Annotated in this window: 15 protein-coding genes; 7 read left to right on the forward strand and 8 right to left on the reverse strand. The window is 71.4% G+C overall.

Going from position 1 to position 18427, the window contains the following annotated elements; all coding sequences use genetic code 11:
* Window positions 1-32: 32 nt before the first annotated feature.
* The 4 genes from ABR738_RS07225 to ABR738_RS07240 all read right to left on the reverse strand — a co-directional run bounded on the left by ABR738_RS07225 (window position 33) and on the right by ABR738_RS07240 (window position 5999).
* Window positions 33-1247: a metal-dependent hydrolase family protein gene (locus ABR738_RS07225; protein WP_350229146.1), complete on the reverse strand. Its 1215-nt coding sequence runs from the start codon at window positions 1245-1247 to the stop codon at window positions 33-35.
* Between the two features lie 83 nt (window positions 1248-1330).
* Window positions 1331-2983 (reverse strand): flavin monoamine oxidase family protein, encoded by a 1653-nt coding sequence (locus tag ABR738_RS07230; RefSeq protein WP_350229147.1) that lies wholly within the window; start codon window positions 2981-2983, stop codon window positions 1331-1333.
* A 318-nt stretch (window positions 2984-3301) separates the two neighbouring features.
* On the reverse strand, window positions 3302-3955 hold the full coding sequence (locus ABR738_RS07235; RefSeq protein WP_350229148.1) for a hypothetical protein: 654 nt from the start codon (window positions 3953-3955) through the stop codon (window positions 3302-3304).
* 658 nt (window positions 3956-4613) lie between these two features.
* A complete protein-coding gene (locus ABR738_RS07240; protein ID WP_350229149.1) occupies window positions 4614-5999 on the reverse strand; it encodes an MFS transporter in 1386 nt (461 codons plus the stop codon).
* A 125-nt stretch (window positions 6000-6124) separates the two neighbouring features.
* On the opposite strand from ABR738_RS07240, the gene ABR738_RS07245 reads away from it, so the two are divergent.
* Window positions 6125-7018, forward strand: a complete 894-nt coding sequence (locus ABR738_RS07245) for a helix-turn-helix domain-containing protein (RefSeq protein ID WP_350229150.1) — start codon at window positions 6125-6127, stop codon at window positions 7016-7018.
* Here the strand turns inward: ABR738_RS07245 and ABR738_RS07250 are convergent.
* Window positions 7015-8607: a carboxylesterase/lipase family protein gene (locus ABR738_RS07250; protein ID WP_350229151.1), complete on the reverse strand. Its 1593-nt coding sequence runs from the start codon at window positions 8605-8607 to the stop codon at window positions 7015-7017. The two genes, ABR738_RS07245 and ABR738_RS07250, sit on opposite strands and share 4 nt — an antisense overlap.
* Window positions 8608-8661: 54 nt before the next feature.
* Window positions 8662-9627, reverse strand: coding sequence for an MBL fold metallo-hydrolase (locus ABR738_RS07255; protein WP_350229152.1), 966 nt, complete (start codon window positions 9625-9627; stop codon window positions 8662-8664).
* 138 nt (window positions 9628-9765) lie between these two features.
* On the opposite strand from ABR738_RS07255, the gene ABR738_RS07260 reads away from it, so the two are divergent.
* The 4 genes from ABR738_RS07260 (at window position 9766) to mug (ending at window position 14094) form a co-directional block, all read left to right on the forward strand.
* Entirely contained in the window at window positions 9766-10662 is an 897-nt protein-coding gene (locus ABR738_RS07260) for a helix-turn-helix domain-containing protein (RefSeq protein WP_350229153.1), read from the forward strand.
* A 139-nt stretch (window positions 10663-10801) separates the two neighbouring features.
* Complete coding sequence (locus ABR738_RS07265) at window positions 10802-11581, forward strand: class I SAM-dependent methyltransferase (protein ID WP_350229154.1); 780 nt, start codon at window positions 10802-10804, stop codon at window positions 11579-11581.
* A 451-nt stretch (window positions 11582-12032) separates the two neighbouring features.
* Window positions 12033-13475, forward strand: a complete 1443-nt coding sequence (gene purB, locus ABR738_RS07270) for an adenylosuccinate lyase (RefSeq protein WP_350229155.1) — start codon at window positions 12033-12035, stop codon at window positions 13473-13475.
* A gap of 13 nt (window positions 13476-13488) precedes the next feature.
* Window positions 13489-14094, forward strand: a complete 606-nt coding sequence (gene mug / locus ABR738_RS07275; protein WP_350234463.1) for a G/U mismatch-specific DNA glycosylase — start codon at window positions 13489-13491, stop codon at window positions 14092-14094.
* Here mug and ABR738_RS07280 read toward each other — a convergent pair.
* Complete coding sequence (locus ABR738_RS07280) at window positions 14091-14525, reverse strand: hypothetical protein (protein ID WP_350229156.1); 435 nt, start codon at window positions 14523-14525, stop codon at window positions 14091-14093. The two genes, mug and ABR738_RS07280, sit on opposite strands and share 4 nt — an antisense overlap.
* A gap of 253 nt (window positions 14526-14778) precedes the next feature.
* On the opposite strand from ABR738_RS07280, the gene ABR738_RS07285 reads away from it, so the two are divergent.
* Window positions 14779-15936: an ROK family transcriptional regulator gene (locus ABR738_RS07285; protein ID WP_350229157.1), complete on the forward strand. Its 1158-nt coding sequence runs from the start codon at window positions 14779-14781 to the stop codon at window positions 15934-15936.
* Between the two features lie 83 nt (window positions 15937-16019).
* Here the strand turns inward: ABR738_RS07285 and ABR738_RS07290 are convergent, their stop codons facing one another.
* Window positions 16020-16784 (reverse strand): GntR family transcriptional regulator, encoded by a 765-nt coding sequence (locus ABR738_RS07290; RefSeq protein WP_350229158.1) that lies wholly within the window; start codon window positions 16782-16784, stop codon window positions 16020-16022.
* A 383-nt stretch (window positions 16785-17167) separates the two neighbouring features.
* Here ABR738_RS07290 and ABR738_RS07295 point away from each other — a divergent pair, with 383 nt between their 5' ends.
* On the forward strand, window positions 17168-18037 hold the full coding sequence (locus ABR738_RS07295; RefSeq protein ID WP_350229159.1) for an alpha/beta fold hydrolase: 870 nt from the start codon (window positions 17168-17170) through the stop codon (window positions 18035-18037).
* Window positions 18038-18427 lie beyond the last annotated feature (390 nt).

Genomic DNA, 18427 nt, shown 5'->3' on the forward strand with positions numbered 1-18427 from the left:
GTGGTCTCCCCGCTTCCTTTGGGAGGGCCGCCTCATGTGACGAGGCGGCCCTCCTGGAGTACGTACCGGGGGCGGCTGGTGGCGATGATGTCCTGGAAAGGGTCGCCCTCAAGGGCGACCAGGTCTGCCGTGGCGCCCGGGGCGATGAGGCCCAGGTCGGGGCGGTTGAGGAGGTCTGCCGCAGTGCGGGTCGCGGCCCGCAGGGCGCGCAGGGCGGTGTAGCCGTGGGCCAGCATGGTGGGGAATTCCCGCCAGTTCTGGGCGTGGGGGAACATTCCGGCGTCGGTACCGAAGGCCGTTCTGACCCGGGTGCGGGCCGGCCTCAGGAGTCCTTCGCGCAGGGATTCGGCGTGTGTGCGGTAGTTCTGGCGGGTGGTGGCCATGGAGCTGTTCCAGAAGCCGTCGTCGTCGAGCCGGTCGAGGAAGTAGGTCTGGGCGTAGTGGGTCGGCACCAGAAAGGTGCCGGCTTGTTCCATGGCCCGGTAGGTCGGTGCGGTGGCGAAGCAGCCGTGTTCCACGCTGCGCACTCCTGCGGCGACGGCGCGCTGAATGGCGCGGTCGGTGAAGGCGTGGGTCGCACACGGCAACCCCAGGTCGTCGGCGGTGGCGACGATGATGTGCGTCTCCACGCGTGAGTAGGCGGCGCTGGTGGGGCTGTCCACGGGTGAGGAGAATCCGCCGCCGCCCGCGAATTTGATCCAGTCGGCTCCGGCGCGCGCCTGCTCGCGTACCGCACGGCGCAATTCCTCGACTCCTTCGGCCAGGGTGCCGATCTGAAGTCCGTAGCGCTGGGCGAGGTCTGGTTGCTTGTCCGCGTGGCCGCCGCGCGGGGAGAGGATGTTGGGGGCCGCGATGATGCGCGGACCTTCGATCAGGCCGTCCTTCACGGCTGTGCGTAGTGACACGTTGAGGGGCAGGTGGGCACTGCCGAGATCGCGGACGGTGGTGAAGCCGCTTCGCAGCAGGGCGCGCAGGACAGGGACGGCGGTGAGGGTCTGGTAGGCGGAGGGCGCGGTCTCCGCGTTCTCGTCGAGCAGGTGGACGTGGCAGTCGATGAAGCCGGGCAGGAGCGTGCAGCCGGGCATGTCGACGATGTCCGCGCCAGGGCTGGGAGGAAGGTCGTGGGCGACTGCCGCGATCCGGCCTTCGCGTACGAGGACGGACAGACCGTCGACGGGCGTGTCCGCCACCGCGTCCCACACGCGGTCGGGTCGCAGCAGAAGGTCTCGAGCGGCGGATGCGGGCACGGATACCTCCGGGGTGACGGTGGTGTGGGGCGCATGCGGCGGGATGCCCTTCCGCACCCGGGCGCGCGGGACCCGGTGCGGGGTCAGGCCGTGGTGAGCGGTGTGTAGTGGGGGTCGTTCCACACGTCGCCGGGCCCGGGGTTGCCCGGCTCGGGCTGCGCGCCGAGTTGGCGCAGGATGCCCCAGGCGGCGTTCAGGCCCGAGGCGAGGGCGTGGTTGAGCCAGCCCGGAGACCAGGAGGTGTCGTCGCCCGCGAGGTAGAGGGCGTTCGGCGGTTCGCCGGGTACGGCAGGTGTACCGGCGAAGTCCTTCATGAAATGGGCGAACAGGTCGCGCTGATAGGGATGGTCGCCCGGGCAGGACCAGCGGCTCAGGCCTCGGAAGTGCCGCTCGTTCTCCCAGGACACTGTCACCGCCTCCCCCGTGCGGGCGTGCGCGCGCAGCTCGTCCGCCACCTCTGGGTGGATGTCCGCGAGGTCGCGGACGAAGAGGGCGACCCGCTCCTCCGGAGTGGACGGGCTGATCTTCATGGCGTCCTGTGCCCAGGTGAAGCTGAGATCCAGCACGCCACGTCGGCCCCCGGGTCCCCGCGCGGGCCCGTAGTCGACGGTGTAGGCGGCGCGCGGCAACCGGTCGGTGAGCGTGACCCCGTCCATGGAGGTCTTGTCCCAGAACAGGTCGTCGACCACCAGGGCGGTTTTGGAGGACTGCCAATAGTGCAGGCGGCGCACGGCCCGCCACAGCCGGGGGCCGAGCACGGGCGTGTGAGCGACGGTGGAGCGTACCTCGACGCCGGTCTCCACAAGCCGCAGCTGTGGGGTGAACACGGCGGCCGCGAACCGCTCGCTGCGCCCGTCCTCGCTGTGCACCACGACGCCGTGGGCGGCATCCGGCTCGATGTCCAGGGCGCGCACGGCAGGGCGCGGTGCTCCCTCATTGACCGCCTCGACACTGCACGTCCGTCCATGGGGATCGGTGGTGCGGTGGGACCAGAAGCCCTCCGCGAGCCGGCTGATGCCTTCAGGCGCATACAGCAGGGAGCTTCCCTCGGTGCACAGCAACAGGCGCAGGATCTCCAGCAGGCTGAGGCCGAAGAAGGAGTCCCAGACGGCGGGCCCTACTCCGGCGGTGCCCAGCAGCCGTGCCTGGTCGTGGGTCAGGCCCGCACCGTCCGGGGCGCGCAGGAAACGGTAGAAGGACCACGGCTCGAAGCGGACCAGCACCTCGCGCCAGCGGCGGCGCACCGCGGCAAGGTCGCGCGCGGCGACATCCCGCTGGATCTGGAAGAAGCCGATCCGGGCCAGCGCCTGCTGCCAGCGCGCGTGCGCCTCCCGGAAGCCGTCGCACCTGTCGTAAAGGTCCTCGATCTTCCCGGCGGCGTACTGTCGGCCGTCGACGTCCAACACGGTCAAGGGGGTGGTGGGGGCAGCGTAGTTGTCGCGGAATGGCTCCAGCCGGACGCCGAACGTATAGGCGTACTGGCGCAGCAGCCGGGCGCTTTCAGGAAAGCGCAGACAGCCCAACTCCACGACAGCGCTGTCCGCCTCTCGAAGGCGTCGGCTGTACATGCGCCCGCCCAGGCGCCGCCCTCCCGGTCCGTCCTCGCTTCGCTCGGCCTCGTACACCACGGGTTGGCAGCCGGCCCGCATCAGCTCGTAGGCGGCGGCCAGTCCACTCCCGCCGGCCCCGATGACGGCGATGCGCGCTCCGGTGGCGGCCTCAGGCAGCCGCCCCATGCGCCGGCCTCCGCCGACATGGGCGGCATAGTCGAACGGAAAGTCGACCTGTAAGTCACTCGCGGGAGGGGGTGTGTTCGCGTTCACGGCCGGCTCCAGGCTCCATACGGGGAAGGTGGGCGATTTCCAGCTGCGTGCGGGGGCGGCTTCTTCCGCGAGTCGCCCATGGTGCAGCGTCATTTCAGCGAGACGCGTGGCGCCCGGGGCGCGGCGGGGGCGCCGTGTGTCCTCTGTGACGGCCCGGCCGGGCGCTTTGGCGGGCCGTCCACCACGCGCTCCCAGCCCGTCGCGCGCGGCTGGCCCCGGCGGGTGTTGGACTCAGCCGGCCGTGGCTACCGCCCGCCACCAGGACCGCAGCGCCGGTTCCATCCGCACCGCGCTGCGGGTGATCCACTCGTCCGGTTCGTGGTGCGCCCGGCCGTACTCGATGACCTGGAGCACACCGTCCGCCACCTCCGGCGGGTTCTCCCGGTAGGCGTTGATGTACTCCACCGCGGCCTCAGGGACGTGTTCCGCCTCGCGCAGTACGTCGGCCAGGACCGCGCAGGAGTTGCACCACAGAGTGAAGTCGGTGCGTGCCAGCAGGGCTGCCTCCGCCGCCCCCGCGTGCAGGGCCACCCAGGAGATGAACTCGGTGAACCGGCGTACCGGTTCCAGCCGGGGCGCCCGGCGCATCTCGTCGGGCGACATGCCCAGCGCGGGCGCGAGTCCGGACACCATCCGGTGGCGTGCCTGCATCAACTCGTGTGCCACAAAGGAGAAGAACCCGCCGGGCACTTCGTGCGGATACCGGGACAGCAGCAGGCCGTAGGCAGTGAATTCGGCCTCCTGCGACTGGAATTCGGCAAGCGCGAAGCTCTGTAGATGCTTCTCCTCGATCATCCCCTCCCGGGCCAGAGACAGGAACTCGTTGGCGGCGAGGTGGTCGGGAATGTTGATCCCCACGGTGTCGATGAACTCGGTTGCAGGCACAGGGAGCCTCCTTCAGTCAGGAAACGCTGCGACCGGCGTCAGAAGCGCGGCTGAGGGCTCTGCGGACAACGCCGAAGTGGCCGATGTGTCCACGCTCGCGATGCGGTCGTTGAGACGTTCGACTCGCGCAAGCACGAAGGTACCCAGCAGAGCCTTGCCAGGCACATGTGTTCGCCCATCACGCGGCCGGCGCATCGCTCGCCGTGATCGGTCCCGCTCCGCCTGACAGCGCCGGGCCGCCACCTCTGGCCTGCGAGAATTCCCGCGACGTCAGCCGCGTCACGGGTCCGCCCCGGCGGCCGCCAAGCAGGTGGCCGGTGTCCGGAACGTACAGGGCACCGGCATCACAGCCGAAGCCTTCTCCCTCTCTGTCCACCTCCCGTCCCCCTGCCTCCACAGGAGAGCCGGATTTGCACCGGTTAAAGCAGCAAGTGCTGCGCCGACGGGTTTTCTTCCGGCTCTTTTACGAGGCATAGCCACGCTGTTCGAGGGGGTCTCAGTCTCGTCCTCGTCCTCGTCCTCGGCCTCACCGGGCCGGGCGCTCCACTGCGACCAGGCGCTCACGGTGCGGGAAACCCGTTGGACGTGAGGACCATCCAGCGCGAGGACCATCCAGCTGCCCGGCCGGTGCGCGCCGGACACCCCCGTCACCGTCCCCTCAGCCACGGTCGCGCGGCAGCATGAGGGCCGCGGCCGTGGTGGCCATCAGCATCACCGCCGCGACGCACAGGGCGACCCGCAGGCCACCGATGAACTCGCCCCGGTCCGCGACCAAGGCTCCGAAGACCGCCACGGCGAGCGCGCCGCCCGTCTGCCGGAAGGAGTTCAGGATCCCGGCGGCCATTCCGGCCCGCTCCGCGGCGATGTCGTTCAGCAGGACGGCGGTCAGGGAAGGTACGAAGAAACCCAGGCCGAAGCCGACCGGGACGAGCATCGCCGCGATCACCGGTCTGCTGGTGCCCTCGTCGACCCAGAGCAGGCCGAACATCGCAAGGGCGAAGATCGCCTGCCCCACGGCGATCGGCATCCGCGGCCCAAAGCGTGCCGCGGCCCTGGCCGAGGCCAGGTTGGCTCCGGCGATCACGGCCATCATCGGTAGGAACATCAGCCCCGCGGCCATGGCGGACAGGCGCAGAACGTCCTGAAAGAACAGGCTCAGCACAAACACCAGCCCATAGAACGCGGCATTGGCGACGAAACCGATCGCGACCGAAACCGTCACCGTGCGCGAACGGAAGAGGTCGAGCGGGACCACCGGCGCGGCGGTATGTGCCTCGATCATGATGAACGCCGTCGTCGCCACGGCGGCGAGCCCCAGGCAGCCCAGCACGACGGGCTCACCGAAGCCGTTCTCCCCTCCATCGATCACCGCGAAGGTGAGCGCCGCGAGCGCGACGATCGCCGTGAGCTGGCCGTACGGATCGAGCGGCGCGGCACGGCGCGGCGAGCGTTCCACGCGGCTCAACACCGCGAGGGTGGCGATGCCGACGGGCAGGTTGAAGACGAAGATCGCCCGCCAGCTCAGAGTGGTGGACAGCACCCCGCCGGCCACCGGGCCCGCGGCGACCGCGACGGCTCCGCAGGCGGTCCACAGCGCGATGGCCCGTGCCCGTTCGGCCGCGTCAGGGAAGGCCTGGCGGACGAGGGCGAGCGAGGCGGGCAGCATGATCGCCGCCGCGCTCCCCTGGACCAGGCGGGCGACGATCAGCGCGCTCAGTCCCGGCGCCAGTCCGCAGGCCGCCGAGGCGACCGTGAAGACCGCGACGCCGGCGCCGAACGCGCGGCTCGCCCCGACGCGGTCGGAGAGCGTGCCCGCGGAGAGCAGCAGTGCGGCGAACATCAGCGTGTAGGCGTCCACGATCCATTGCAGTCCCGCCGTGCTGCCGCCGAAGGTCCGCCCGATCCCGGGCAGCGCCACGTTCATCGCCATGGTGTTGAGGTTGAGCAGAAAGATGCCCATGAACGTGGCCGCCAGGATCAGCTTCGGAGCGGCCGTGCGTTGCCGGGCATCCTGTGACGCGCGGGCTGGTTCAAGCGTGGTCATCCGTCCAGACTGGTGAGGCGCGCGCGAGCGAGGCAAACCGTGATCTTCCGGGGCGCGCCATAGGGGGGTGTGACAGGGCCAGGCTCCCGGCCGGCCCGTTGATCACACGCTGGCAGAATGACGCCATGACCGAGTTCGGGAAGTTTCTGCGCGCCCGCCGTGGGGACGTACGCCCGGCAGACGTCGGGCTCCCCGCCACAACCGGCACGCGCCGCACGCCGGGTCTGCGCCGGGAGGAAGTGGCGGCGCTGGCCGGTGTGAGCATCGACTACTACGTACGTCTGGAACGCGGCAAGGAGACCCGTCCGAGCCCCGCCGTGGTCGAGGCGCTGGCCGACGCGCTCCGCCTCAACCCCGAGGAGAGCGGCTTCCTGCACGAGCTGGCGGCGCGGGCGGCGCGGCGTGCGCCCGAGCCCCGTCCCCTGCCGTCGCGCCGGGTCCGTCCGACCGTCACGCAGCTGCTTGAGACGCTTCGGCCCAACCCGGCGTACGTCGTGAGCCGCACCAACGACCTGCTGGCGGCCAACCCCGGCGGGCTGCGGCTGCTCCATGGCATCGCCGACTGGCCGGAGCGACAGCGCAACACCGTCCGGTACATCTTCCTGCATCCGGCTGCCCGCGAGCTGTGGGCGGACTGGGAGCAGAAGGCCAAGGGGTGCGTCGCCCAGTTGCGGGCGATCGCCGGCACCGATCCGGACGCCCCGGATCTCGCCGCACTCGTAGGTGAACTCATCGTCAAGAGCCCCGACTTCAACCGGCTCTGGGACCGGTACGAGGTGCACACGATCGGCGACGGCAAGAAGACGCTCCGGCACCCCGAGGTCGGCACGATGACGCTCTCGCACGAAGGGCTGTCCCTCAACCGCGCACAAGGCCAGCGCCTCATCATCTACATGGCGCCGCCCGGCAGCCCGGACCACGACAAGATGACGCTCCTCGACCTCGCCGCCTCCGGGCCTTCCATCGGTTCCGGCGAGACGGCGCCCGTCTCCCCGCCCGGAGGAGCGCAACACCGTTAGGCGTTGCGTCGCCCGCCTGAAGCAGTGGCGCGGCCTCGGCCGGACTCCCCGAACTGTGGGCGCCCGTTGGGCGGTTGACCCTGGCTCGGAGACTGACTCGTCGGCCCGCTCCTGCCTCCGTCGAGGAATTCCACCGAGGGTCGCTCCGGGTCGTACGGAGCCCATCCGGGGTCGCCGGTGCGGGCGAACTCGGCCCAGGCGCCGTGTACTTGGGCCGCCAGTCCGGCCGGGGCGGGGTCGGGGCCGAGCAGGCCGGCGTCTCCGTGCAGCCAGGGCTGGTCGGCGAGGTCGAACACGAAGGGCAGTTCAACGGTGTGGGCGGCGCCGAGACGCCCGTCCAGGGCCGTGGAGCGGTATCCGAACGAATAGCGGTACGTGCGGCCGCCCGAGATCCGCGCGTGGGCCTGCGCCATGCGCGTCGTGCCCGCCTCGAACAGGACCTGACCGAGCAGGGCCGAGCGCAGCTCCCCCGGTGTCGCGTCCGGCCGTGCCGCGCGGTGTGCGGCGATGACGTCCCTCGGGTCCGCATGCGTGCGGCTGGCGACTGCGAGCACGTCGGCCTGTGTGGTGGAGTCCAGGTTTCCGTGCGGTGCGAGATAGAGGTGCCCCTCGTGGATGTTGGTGCCGATGAGCAGGTCGATGGCGCCGGCCGGGCCGCCGGCCAGTGCGTCCGCGGGCTGGACCGGCAGGACGAGGCTGAACGGGCTGAGTCCGGCCAGCGGGTCGGTGGCGGTGTCGGTACGCAGGTCGAGACCGGCCAGTGCGGGCAGGACGGCCAGGAAGCGCTCGTCGGGGATCGGGGCGAATGCCTCGGCGGTCGCTTCGAGGCCCAGTGCGGCGGCCGCCGCCGCGGTGACCTTTCGCGCTTGCTCCGGGGTGAACGCGCCGGTGCCGCTGCCGCTCTGGATGATGGCCCGCCGGAACAGACCCTTGGCCTGTGGTGTGGCGAGCAGCCCGCCGACGAGCGTGGCGCCGGCGGACTGGCCGAAAACCGTGACGTTCTCGGGGTCGCCGCCGAAGACCGGGATGGTGTCGCGTATCCAACGGAGTGCGGCCAGAACGTCGAGCAGTCCGCGATTGGGCGGAGCGCCCGCCACGTCCAGGAAACCTGGGATGCCGAGCCGGTAGTTCACCGTCACCAGGACGACGCCGTCGCGGGCGAACGCGCTGCCGTCGTAGAGCGCCGCGCGATTCGAGCCGGTGACGAATCCACCGCCGTGCACGAAAACCATGACGGGGTGTCCGCCGACGCCGGTGGCGGTGCCGGTGCCGAAAGCGGTGCCGGTGCTGGCGGCGGGCGTGTGGACGTCGACGGTCAGGTATTCCTCTCCGGGCACCCAGCCCGGGCCGAAGTAGGGGGTCATGTCGAGCCGGCCGAAATCACGGTGGGGCTGGGGCGCGGTGGGTGAGGGGCGGGTGGCGTCGCGGACACCCGTCCAGCCCCGGTGCGGCGAGGGCGGGGCGAAACGGCCGGCGCCGGTCGGTGCCGCGGCGTACGGGAGGGCGCGGTAGCGCTCACCGGATCCGTCGCGGACACCGCGCACGGCTCCCGAAGGGGTCTCGACGATCGGATCTGTGTGTCGGGGCACGGGAGCTTCCTCCGTGGAAAGGGCCGGGAAGGCAGGGGCCGGGAAGGCAGGGCATCAGGAGATGCGGGAGAAGCCCGCCCACTCCTTGATCGCGAACTTCGAGCCGTTCCGCACGATCTCGGCGGCGCCGTGGCCGCCGAAGTGGGCCGGGAAGACGAGAGCGTTGCTCTCGCAGGCGCGGCCGAGCAGTTCATGCCGGGTGGCGCGGGACCGCACCGGGTCCTCGCAGAAGCAGGAGTTGGTCTCCGGCTCCGCGATCTGAAGCGCGGTGTGCACCAGATCCCCGACGAACAGGGCCTGATCGGCGCCGGATTCAAGCGTGAGCACGGACGAGCCCGGGGTGTGCCCGGGAGCGAGATCGAGACGCAGGTTCTTGTCGATCCGGTACGACCCGTCCCACAGCTGGGTCAGTCCCTCCCGGTGGACCGGCGTGACGCTGTCCTCGAAGACGTTCTGGTTCCCGCGGCCCAGCACGCTCTTGTTCCCGTTGGCGGGGTCCCAGAACTCGAAGTCCCGCCGGGGCATCAGATACGTGGCGTTGGGGAACGTCGGCACCCAGGTCCGGCCGTCGAGGCGGGTGTTCCAGCCGACATGATCGATGTGCAGGTGGGTGTTGACCACGATGTCCACGTCCTCCGGCCGCACCCCGGCGGCCGCCAGGTTGCCGAGGTAGTCCGTGTCCAGGCGGCTCCACACCGGCGCGTAGGGCCGGTCCTTGTGGTTGCCCACGCCGGTGTCCACCACAATGGTGCGCCCCTCGCTGCGCAGCAGCCAGGACTGGATCGCCGTCTGGCACTCGTCCGTCCGCGGGTTCCAGAAGTCGGGCACCAGCCAGTCACGGTGCTCGGTCCAGGAGCCGTCGGGGCTGTCCGGGAAGAACGTGCCCGGGTCCATCTCGGCCGAGCCGTAGAACTCTTTGACACGGGTGACGGTCACGTCGCCGAGGGTGACCTGTTGGGTGGCGTGTGGGGGGACCTGTTGGGTGACGTGTTGGGTGACCTGTTCGGGGTGTTGATCCATGTGGTCCGTCCTTGGGCCTGGGGGTACGTCGCCGGTCGGGAATGAGCTTGGACAGGTGGACGGACGCGCACCACTCCCCTTCTGTCCCACCCCTCGCAGGGTGTGGCTGGGCCGGGCCGCCCACCCGATACTGGGGCGATGAACGCACCAGGCCCACTCGGCGCCTTCCTCCAAGCCCGACGGGCGCGGCTGCGGCCCGAGGACGTCGGCCTGCGCGACCTCGGGCCCCGAAGGCGGGTGTCCGGCCTGCGGCGCGAGGAAGTGGCGCAGTTGGCGGGCGTCAGCGTCTCGTACTACGCGCGGCTGGAACAGGGCCAGTCCCGCGGGGCCTCGGGGGAGGTCCTTGACGCGATCGCCCGCGCTCTCCTGCTCGACCCCCACGAACGCGAGCATCTGGAGCGGCTCGCCGGCGCCGCCCGCCATGTGCCAAGACCACGCCGCCCCCGGCCCGAGACCCTTACGGACGCAACCCGCGACCTCCTGCGCGCCGTCGGCGGTGTCCCGGCGATGGTGCTCGGCCGCCGTACCGACGTATTGGCCTGGAACCCCCTCGGGCACGCCCTCCTCGCCGGTCACCTGGACTTTCTGGACCCGGATGACCCGGAGGACCCGGTACGACGTACGAACATGAGCCGGATGCTGTTCCTGGACCCGCACTGCCGAGAGCTGTACGCCAACTGGAAGCGGAAGGCGCGCGCGGTGGTCGGCAACCTGCGCGTCGCCGTCGGCAGGCACCCAGAGGACCCGCTGCTCGCGGAGCTGATCGGCGAACTGACCCTGAAAAGCCCGGAGTTCGCCGCCCTGTGGGCAGACCACCGCGTGGCACCCTGCGACGCCGCGTCCTACGAGCTGCGCCATCCCGTCGTCGGCACGGTGACAGTGACACAGCAGACGCTGTCGATCGCCCGCTCACCGGAACAGGTGCTCATCGTGTGCACAGCCCCCGCAGGCTCCCCTTCCGAAAGGGCCCTCGCACTCCTGGGCCGCGCAAGCGGCAGCGAACCCCGCGCGCGGGCAGAGGCGACACACCAATGAGCCGGCGCACCTCGGCTTAGCCGTGAGAACGGCAGCGGCTGTCGGCAAGCCAGTGGCACCTTTATGGACGAGCCTCGTAGCTTGTGCGCTCATGACTGGTGACCCAAAGGCGCGTCCGAGTCCACCCGACCTGGGTCGGGTGTTCAACGCGGTGCCGGAGCTCTACGACCGGGTCCGGCCGGGCTACGCCGACGAGCTGTTCGCGGACCTCGTCGCCCTCGCCGCCATGAACGAACGGTCGTCGGTACTGGAGGTGGGCTGCGGAACCGGTCAGGCGACGCGCTCGCTGGCAGCGCTCGGATACTCGGTGACTGCCATCGAGCCCGGCGCGGCCATGGCCGCACTTGCTCGCCAACGGATGGCCTCCTTTCGCACCGTGGAAGTCGAGACGTCGACGTTTGAGGAGTGGAACGACCGCGGTCGACGCTTCGATGTCCTCGTGGCCGCGTCGTCATGGCACTGGGTCGACCCGTCGATCGGCTGGCAGCGAGCGCACGACGCGCTGCGTCCCGGAGGGTGGATGGCACTGCTCGGCCACGTCGTCGTCCGAGAACCGGGAGAGCCGGAGGTGTATGCCGAGACCGCCGATCTCCATGAGCGGTTCTGTCCCGGGAACCCTGACTGGGGTCATCCGCCACTCGAAGACGACGTGCGCTCCACCGCCGAGGGGTGGGGCCTTGTCGGCGATTGCGGCAGATTGTTCGGCCCACCGATCGTGCGTTGGTACCCAGCCGTCCAGTGGTTTGACGGGGACGGCTTCGCGGATCACCTTCGCTCATTGTCGATGTACCGGAGGCTCGACCACGAGGTGCGCGAGCCGCTGCTTGATGCCATCGCCGAGCGCATCCGCACGCGGATGGGCGACCGAGCGGCACGTCGCTATCTGAGCGTCCTGCGTGTCGGACAGCGCGTCGGGTGAGGCACGGGAGCGTGATCTCTGAAGCGTCGGGCCCGGCCTCATCGTCGGGCGGAGAAGGCATTTCCGCCTCCCGCGTGCCGAGGGGTGGCCTGGTTCAGATGGGCTCCCGGCTCTTTCTTGGTTCGGCGTTCGCAATCCCGCCGATCGCCTTCGTCGGCGTGCTGGGTGTGGAAGATCGCCTCGTCGCGGATGCCGGGCGTCATGAGGCAGACCAGGATGGGCCGCCCCGGCGCGCCGGACAGCCCGGACCGGCGGTTCAGGAACCTGCGCCTGCGTCTGGCCTGCCCGTACACCGAAACGGATGAAGCACAGGCTGAGCCTTCGCGCGTAGTCTCACGCCCGTCTCACACACCGGTCGGGCGGCGCGGGTCGGGGGCCGGGGCATCTGGGTGGTTCCGGGATTTTACGGGGAGTGCGGAGGCCCCCCGGACAGACAGTAAACTCTGGCCACGTGACTGCTGTGTCTGCGAAGCCTCGCATCCCGAACGTTCTGGCCGGCCGCTACGCCTCCGCGGAGCTCGCCGTCCTCTGGTCCCCCGAGCAGAAGGTCAAGCTGGAGCGCCAGCTGTGGCTGGCTGTGCTGCGCGCCCAGAAGGACCTGGGGATCGAGGTGCCCGAGGCAGCGCTCGCCGACTACGAGCGCGTGCTCGACCAGGTCGACCTCGCCTCGATCGCCGAGCGCGAGAAGGTCACCCGGCACGACGTGAAGGCCCGCATCGAGGAGTTCAACGCGCTCGCCGGGCACGAGCAGGTCCACAAGGGCATGACCTCGCGCGACCTGACCGAGAACGTCGAGCAGTTGCAGATCCGGCTCTCCCTGGAACTGATGCGGGACCGCACGGTGGCGGTCCTGGCCCGCCTCGGCAAGCTGTCCGGCGAGTACGCCGAGCTGGTCATGGCGGGGCGCTCGCACAACGTGGCCGCGCAGGCCACCACCCTGGGCAAGCGGTTCGCGACCGCCGCCGACGAGCTCCTTGTGGCGTACGGCCGGCTCGAGGACCTGCTCGCGCGGTATCCGCTGCGCGGCATCAAGGGCCCCGTCGGCACCGCGCAGGACATGCTGGACCTGCTGGGCGGCGACGCCTCCAAGCTCGCCGATCTGGAGCAGCGCATCGCCGGCCACCTCGGCTTCGCGCAGGCCTTCACCTCGGTCGGCCAGGTCTACCCGCGCTCGCTGGACTACGACGTGGTGACCGCGCTCGTGCAGCTGGCCGCCGCGCCGTCCTCGGTCGCCAAGACCATCCGGCTGATGGCGGGGCACGAGCTGGTCACCGAGGGCTTCAAGCCCGGCCAGGTCGGCTCGTCCGCCATGCCGCACAAGATGAACACCCGCTCCTGCGAGCGCGTCAACGGCCTCATGGTCATCCTGCGCGGCTACGCCTCGATGACCGGCGAGCTGGCGGGCGACCAGTGGAACGAGGGCGACGTCTCGTGCTCCGTGGTCCGCCGGGTCGCGCTGCCCGACGCGTTCTTCGCCTTCGACGGCCTGCTGGAGACGTTCCTCACGGTGCTCGACGAGTTCGGCGCGTTCCCGGCCGTCGTGGCCCGCGAACTGGACCGTTACCTGCCGTTCCTGGCCACGACGAAGGTCTTGATGGCCGCCGTCCGCGCCGGGGTCGGCCGTGAGGCCGCGCACGAGGTCATCAAGGAGCACGCGGTCGCCTCCGCCCTGGCGATGCGCGAGCAGGGCGCCGAGCGCAACGAACTCCTCGACAAGCTGGCCGCCGACGAGCGGATGCCGCTCGACCGCGCCGGACTCGACGAGCTGATGGCCGACAAGCTGTCCTTCACCGGCGCTGCGGGCGACCAGGTGGCCGCGCTCGTCTCCCGCATCGAGGAGATCGTCAAGCAGCACCCCGAGGCCGCCGGTTACGCGCCGGGCTCGATCCTGTGATCGTTCTCCCGTGCTGACTCCCCAGGAACTCCAGGCCGCTCGCGACAGCGTCATCCCCGACGTGATCGCGGGCGGCCTGTCCGTGCTGTTCTGCGGCATCAATCCCGGTCTGATGTCGGGCGCCACGGGCCACCACTTCGCCCGCCCGGGCAACCGCTTCTGGCCGGTGCTGCATCGGTCCGGTTTCACGCCGCGGCAGTTGAAGCCCTCCGAACAGGACGAACTCCTCGCGTACGGTCTCGGCATCACCAACGTGGTATCCCGCGCCACGGCGCGCGCCGATGAGATCGGCGCCGAGGAGTTCCGCGAGGGCGGGCGGCTGCTGACGGCGAAGGTGGAGCGGCTGCGGCCCGCCTGGCTGGCCGTGGTCGGCGTGACCGCGTACCGCACGGCCTTCGGCGACCGCAAGGCCCGCATCGGCCCGCAGGAGCACACGATCGGCGCGACCCGGGTGTGGGCCCTGCCCAACCCCAGTGGTCTGAACGCCCATTGGACGCTGGAGACCATGGCCGAGGAGTACGCCCGCCTGCGCCACGCGGCGCAGGGACCGGACGCCCAGCGCGGCCGCTCCGACCGGGGCGCCGGACTGGACGCCCGGGCTGCGGGGCCGCCGGGCTAGGGCGGCGCCGTCTCCGTCACGGTGACGCTCAGGTCCCATCCCGGGCCCCCCTCCTCCAGATCGAGCCCCACCGCGATCCATCTGCCGTCCACGTGCCACAGGTGCAGGAACTCGAACCCGACCGCGAACTCCGCCCAGGGCTCCGGTATGTCCTCGCCCGCGACGAGCCGCGCCTGCGCGCTCCACAGGCTGATCCACCTCGGCTCCCGCCAGCGCCGCGTGAGCTCCGCTATCAGGGCGTCGTGGTCGGCGACGCACTGCGCGCGCCGCTCAAGCCGTTCCGCCAGGTCCTCCCACTCCTCCTCGTCGGCGCTCAGACAGGCACTGTGATATCCGGGTCCGCTCACGTCCGAACCGCAACGATCCCGCTCCGAGGGGAACGCCCGGGAGCGCAGCCGGTCGATGTGCTGGAGGTACGCGGCGGTGGTCATGTCGTCAGTAAACCGCCCGGCACTGACAATTGGCGGTGCGTCAGGCGACCGGAGCCCGCCCGGTCCTGGCCGACGCGCCTGTGCGGCCCGGACCGATGAGCCTGTGCGGCCCGGACCGATGAGCCTGTGCGGCCCGAGCCGATGAGAGCCTGCGGCCCGGGCCGATGCGCCTCCGTTACGGGCCGCCGCTCGCCGTACGCCTGACCAGCGAGTACGATCCGGCAGACACGCGCACGAGCTGGGAGGACACACGTTGGGGCGGCTGACCGGCGGGGATCCCTCTCTGCTGCGGCGGATCAATTCCGCGGTGGTGCTGCATGCCCTGCGGGGCGCGGAATCTCCCACACTGACCGATCTGACCCGGATCACCGGTCTGTCCCGGCCGACGGTCGAGGGCGTGGTCGACGGCCTGATGGAGGCCGGGCTCGTCGTCGAGTCGGCGCCCGAGGAGGGCGAGGCCCGGCGTCAGGGGCGTCCCGCGCGGCGTTTCCGGTTCCGGGCCGAGGCGGGTCATCTGCTCGGCATAGAGATCGGCCCGCACCGGGTCGCCGCGCTGCTGTCCGGCCTCGACGGGCGGATCTTCGGCGCGGGCTCGCGCGAAGTGCCCGAGTCGGCCTCCGCCGACGAGCGCCTTGAGCGGGTCCGGGTGACCGTGGCCGATGTGCTGCGCCGGGCCAGGGTGGCGCGCAGCTCCTTGCGGGCGGTCGGCGTCGGCAGCCCGGGCATCGTCGAGGCCGACGGCACGGTGCGGCTCGGCACCGCCCTTCCCGAGTGGACGGGCCTGCCGCTCGGCGAGCGGCTGCGGCGCTCGTTCCGCTGCCCGGTCCTGGTGGAGAACGACGCCAACGCGGCGGCGGTGGCCGAGCACTGGAAGGGCGCGGCCGTCGACTCCGACGACATGGTCTTCGTCATGGCCGGTCTGAGCCCGGGGGCCGGTTCACTGATCGGCGGCCGGCTGCACCGGGGCTTCGGCGGAGCGGCGGGCGAGATCGGCGCGCTGCATCTGCTCGGCCGCGACGTGACCCCCGAGAAACTGCTCTCGACCACGGACGAGCCCCTGCACCCGCTGGACGAGCAGGCGGTCGCCGGGGTGTTCGCGCTGGCCCGGCAGGGCGACGCGCGGGCGGGGGCCGCGGTGGAGCGGTTTCTTCAGCGCCTGGTGCACGACGTGGCCGCCCTGGTGCTCGCCCTCGATCCGGAACTGGTGGTTGTGGGCGGCTGGGCGGCCGGCATCGAGGGCGTACTGCAGCCGCTGCGCGTGGAGTTGGCGCGCTACTGTCTTCGGCCGCCCCGTGTGGTGCTGTCGATGCTGGGTGAGGCGGCGGTGGCCACGGGTGCGCTGCGGCTCGCGCTCGACCATGTGGAAGAGGAGCTGTTCGCCGTCGAGGGCACGGTGACGGCCCGGCGCTGAGCCGAACGGAAGGCATCACGGCCCGCGCCTTCGCAAGGCGCGGGCCGTGTTCGTTCGCGGGGGCGGCGGTGGGCTGCGGTGAGTCAGGAGGCCTGGCGCTGCTCGTCGGTGTGGCTGATCTCCAGATCGCCCGAGTCGCCGAAGGTGAGGCGGCAGGTGTCGGCTCGGTAGGTGGCGACCGAGACGGCCAGGGTGCGGCCGTCCGCGAAGTAGCGGGTGGTCACGACGAGGACGGGCGCGCCGGGAAGCCGGTCGAGTTCCTTGGCGTCGTCGGCGCGGGCGGAGCCCAGTTCCACCGCGCGGTCCTGGCCCTCCAGCTCGAGGCGTCGCAGTTCGCGCAGGACGGCGCGGCCACGGGCGGGCCCGGGAGGAGCGTCGATGGCGGAGAGCTCGGGCACCGAGCCGACCGGGACGTACAGGAGCTCGGCCGCGACGGCCTGCCCGTGGGTCACCCGGATCCGGCGGACCACGTGCGTCTGCTCGCCGTCCTGTGTGCCGAGCAGCCGGGCCACCGCGGCGGGCGGCGCGGCGGCCGTGGCGTCGGCGGTCTGCCAGTCGTCCCCGGGCGCGCCCGGCCAGTCGTGCCGCGCGGTGGCGACCGGGACGGCGGTGCGCGGCGGGGCGACGGTGGTTCCGACGCCCCGGCGGCGCTGGAGCCGGCCTTCGAGTTCCAGCTGCTCGAGCGCCTGACGCAGCGTGGCGCGGGCCACCCCGAACCGGGCGGCCAGATCACGCTCGTTGGGCAGGATCTCGCCCACCGCGAAGTCCGAGTCCAGCGCCTCGCTGAGTACCGTCTTGAGGTGCCAGTACTTCGGTTCCGGCACCGATTCCAGCTGCGTGGTCCCCACCCTGATCCTCCGCAATCGCCGTGTCCGCGGCGGCTTTCCGTGCCCTTGTTTATTAAAGGTTCCTGCACTAACTCTGCGACCATAGGGCGACCCACTCCCTTGGTCAAGACCAATCCTCGTTCCATTACGGAGCGCACACGAGGGCTGTCGGGGAGCGTTCACACGACGTTCTCACCCCTGTGAGGACCGGCGGTCCGGCGAGTACGCGCGGGGACGACCCGGGACCCAGGTCCCGAGGCCCGCGAACCGCGACCCGGGCTCCATGACCCGGGACCGGCGGGACGTGCCATGCCGTCCGGTATGTCTCTTGAACTCCCGGCTACCGGGCGGTAGTTGTTGCTGACATACCGTCTGAGCGCGGATCCCAGGACAGGGAGCAGCACATGACCGCAGAGGTCTCCTTCATGATCGACACGCCGCTCGGCCCCCGCTCCACCTCGGTCGCCTACCGCCGCCAGGGCTCGGGCGAGCCGCTTCTGCTGCTGCACGGCATCGGCCACCACCTTCAGGCCTGGGACCCCGTCTTCGCCCTGCTGGCCGCCGACCGCGACGTGATCGCGGTGGACCTGCCCGGGTTCGGCGCCTCACCGGGCCTGCCGGACGGCGTGGCCTACGACCTCGCCACCGTCGTCCCGGTCCTCGGCGCGCTCTGCGAGGCTCTGAGCCTGGACCGCCCGCACGTCGCGGGGAACTCGCTGGGCGGCCTGCTCGCCCTCGAACTCGCGCGCGCCGGGCTCGTACGGTCGGTGACGGTGCTCTCACCCGCGGGTTTCTGGACGCCCGCGGAACGGCGGTACGCGTTCACCATGCTGCGGACCATGCACCGGGTCGCGAGCGCGCTGCCGCTGCCGCTCATCGAGCGGATGTCCCGCACGGTGGCCGGCCGCACGGCCTTGACCAGCACCATCTACACCCGCCCTGGCAGGCGTTCACCGGAGGCCGTCGTCGCCGAGACGCTGGCGCTGCGCAACGCGTCGGGCTTCGCGCGGACGCTTGCCGCCGGGCAGGACGTCCGCGTGAGCGCCGATGTGCCCGGCGTGCCCGTGACCGTGGCCTGGGGCACCAAGGACCGGCTGCTACCGCGCCGCCAGGGCGTGCGCGCCAAGGCCGCGATCCCCGGGGCGCGCCTCGTCCGGCTGCCGGGCTGCGGCCACGTGCCCATGAACGACGACCCGGCGCTCGTCACCCGCGTCGTACTCGACGGGAGCCGCCCGGTCGGCGCGCCCCTGGGGGCCGTGGCCCTGGGCGCCTGAGCCGCGTACGGGCGCGCCGTCGCGCCCCGGCCTCCGCCCGGCCCGGCCTCGGCCCGACCCGACCCGGCGGGACTCCGGCGCGGCTCAACGCGGGGCCGGGCTTGGAGCGGGGCCGGGCTTGGAGCAGGGCTGTGCCCGTACGCGGTACCAGGCCCGGCGCATGGCCAACCCGCGCCGGACGTACCACCGGACCACACCGCCGACACACCGCTGGCGCGGGGCTGTGCCCGTACGCGGTACCAGGCCCGGCGCATGGCCAACCCGCGCCGGTCGCACCACCGGACCACACCGCCGACACACCGCTGGCGCGGGGCTGTGCCCGTACGCGGTGCCAGGCCCGGCGCATGCCCAACCCGCGCCGGTCGCACCACCGGACCACACCGCCGACAC

It is taken from the genome of Streptomyces sp. Edi4, from assembly GCF_040253615.1.
Classification (GTDB): domain Bacteria; phylum Actinomycetota; class Actinomycetes; order Streptomycetales; family Streptomycetaceae; genus Streptomyces.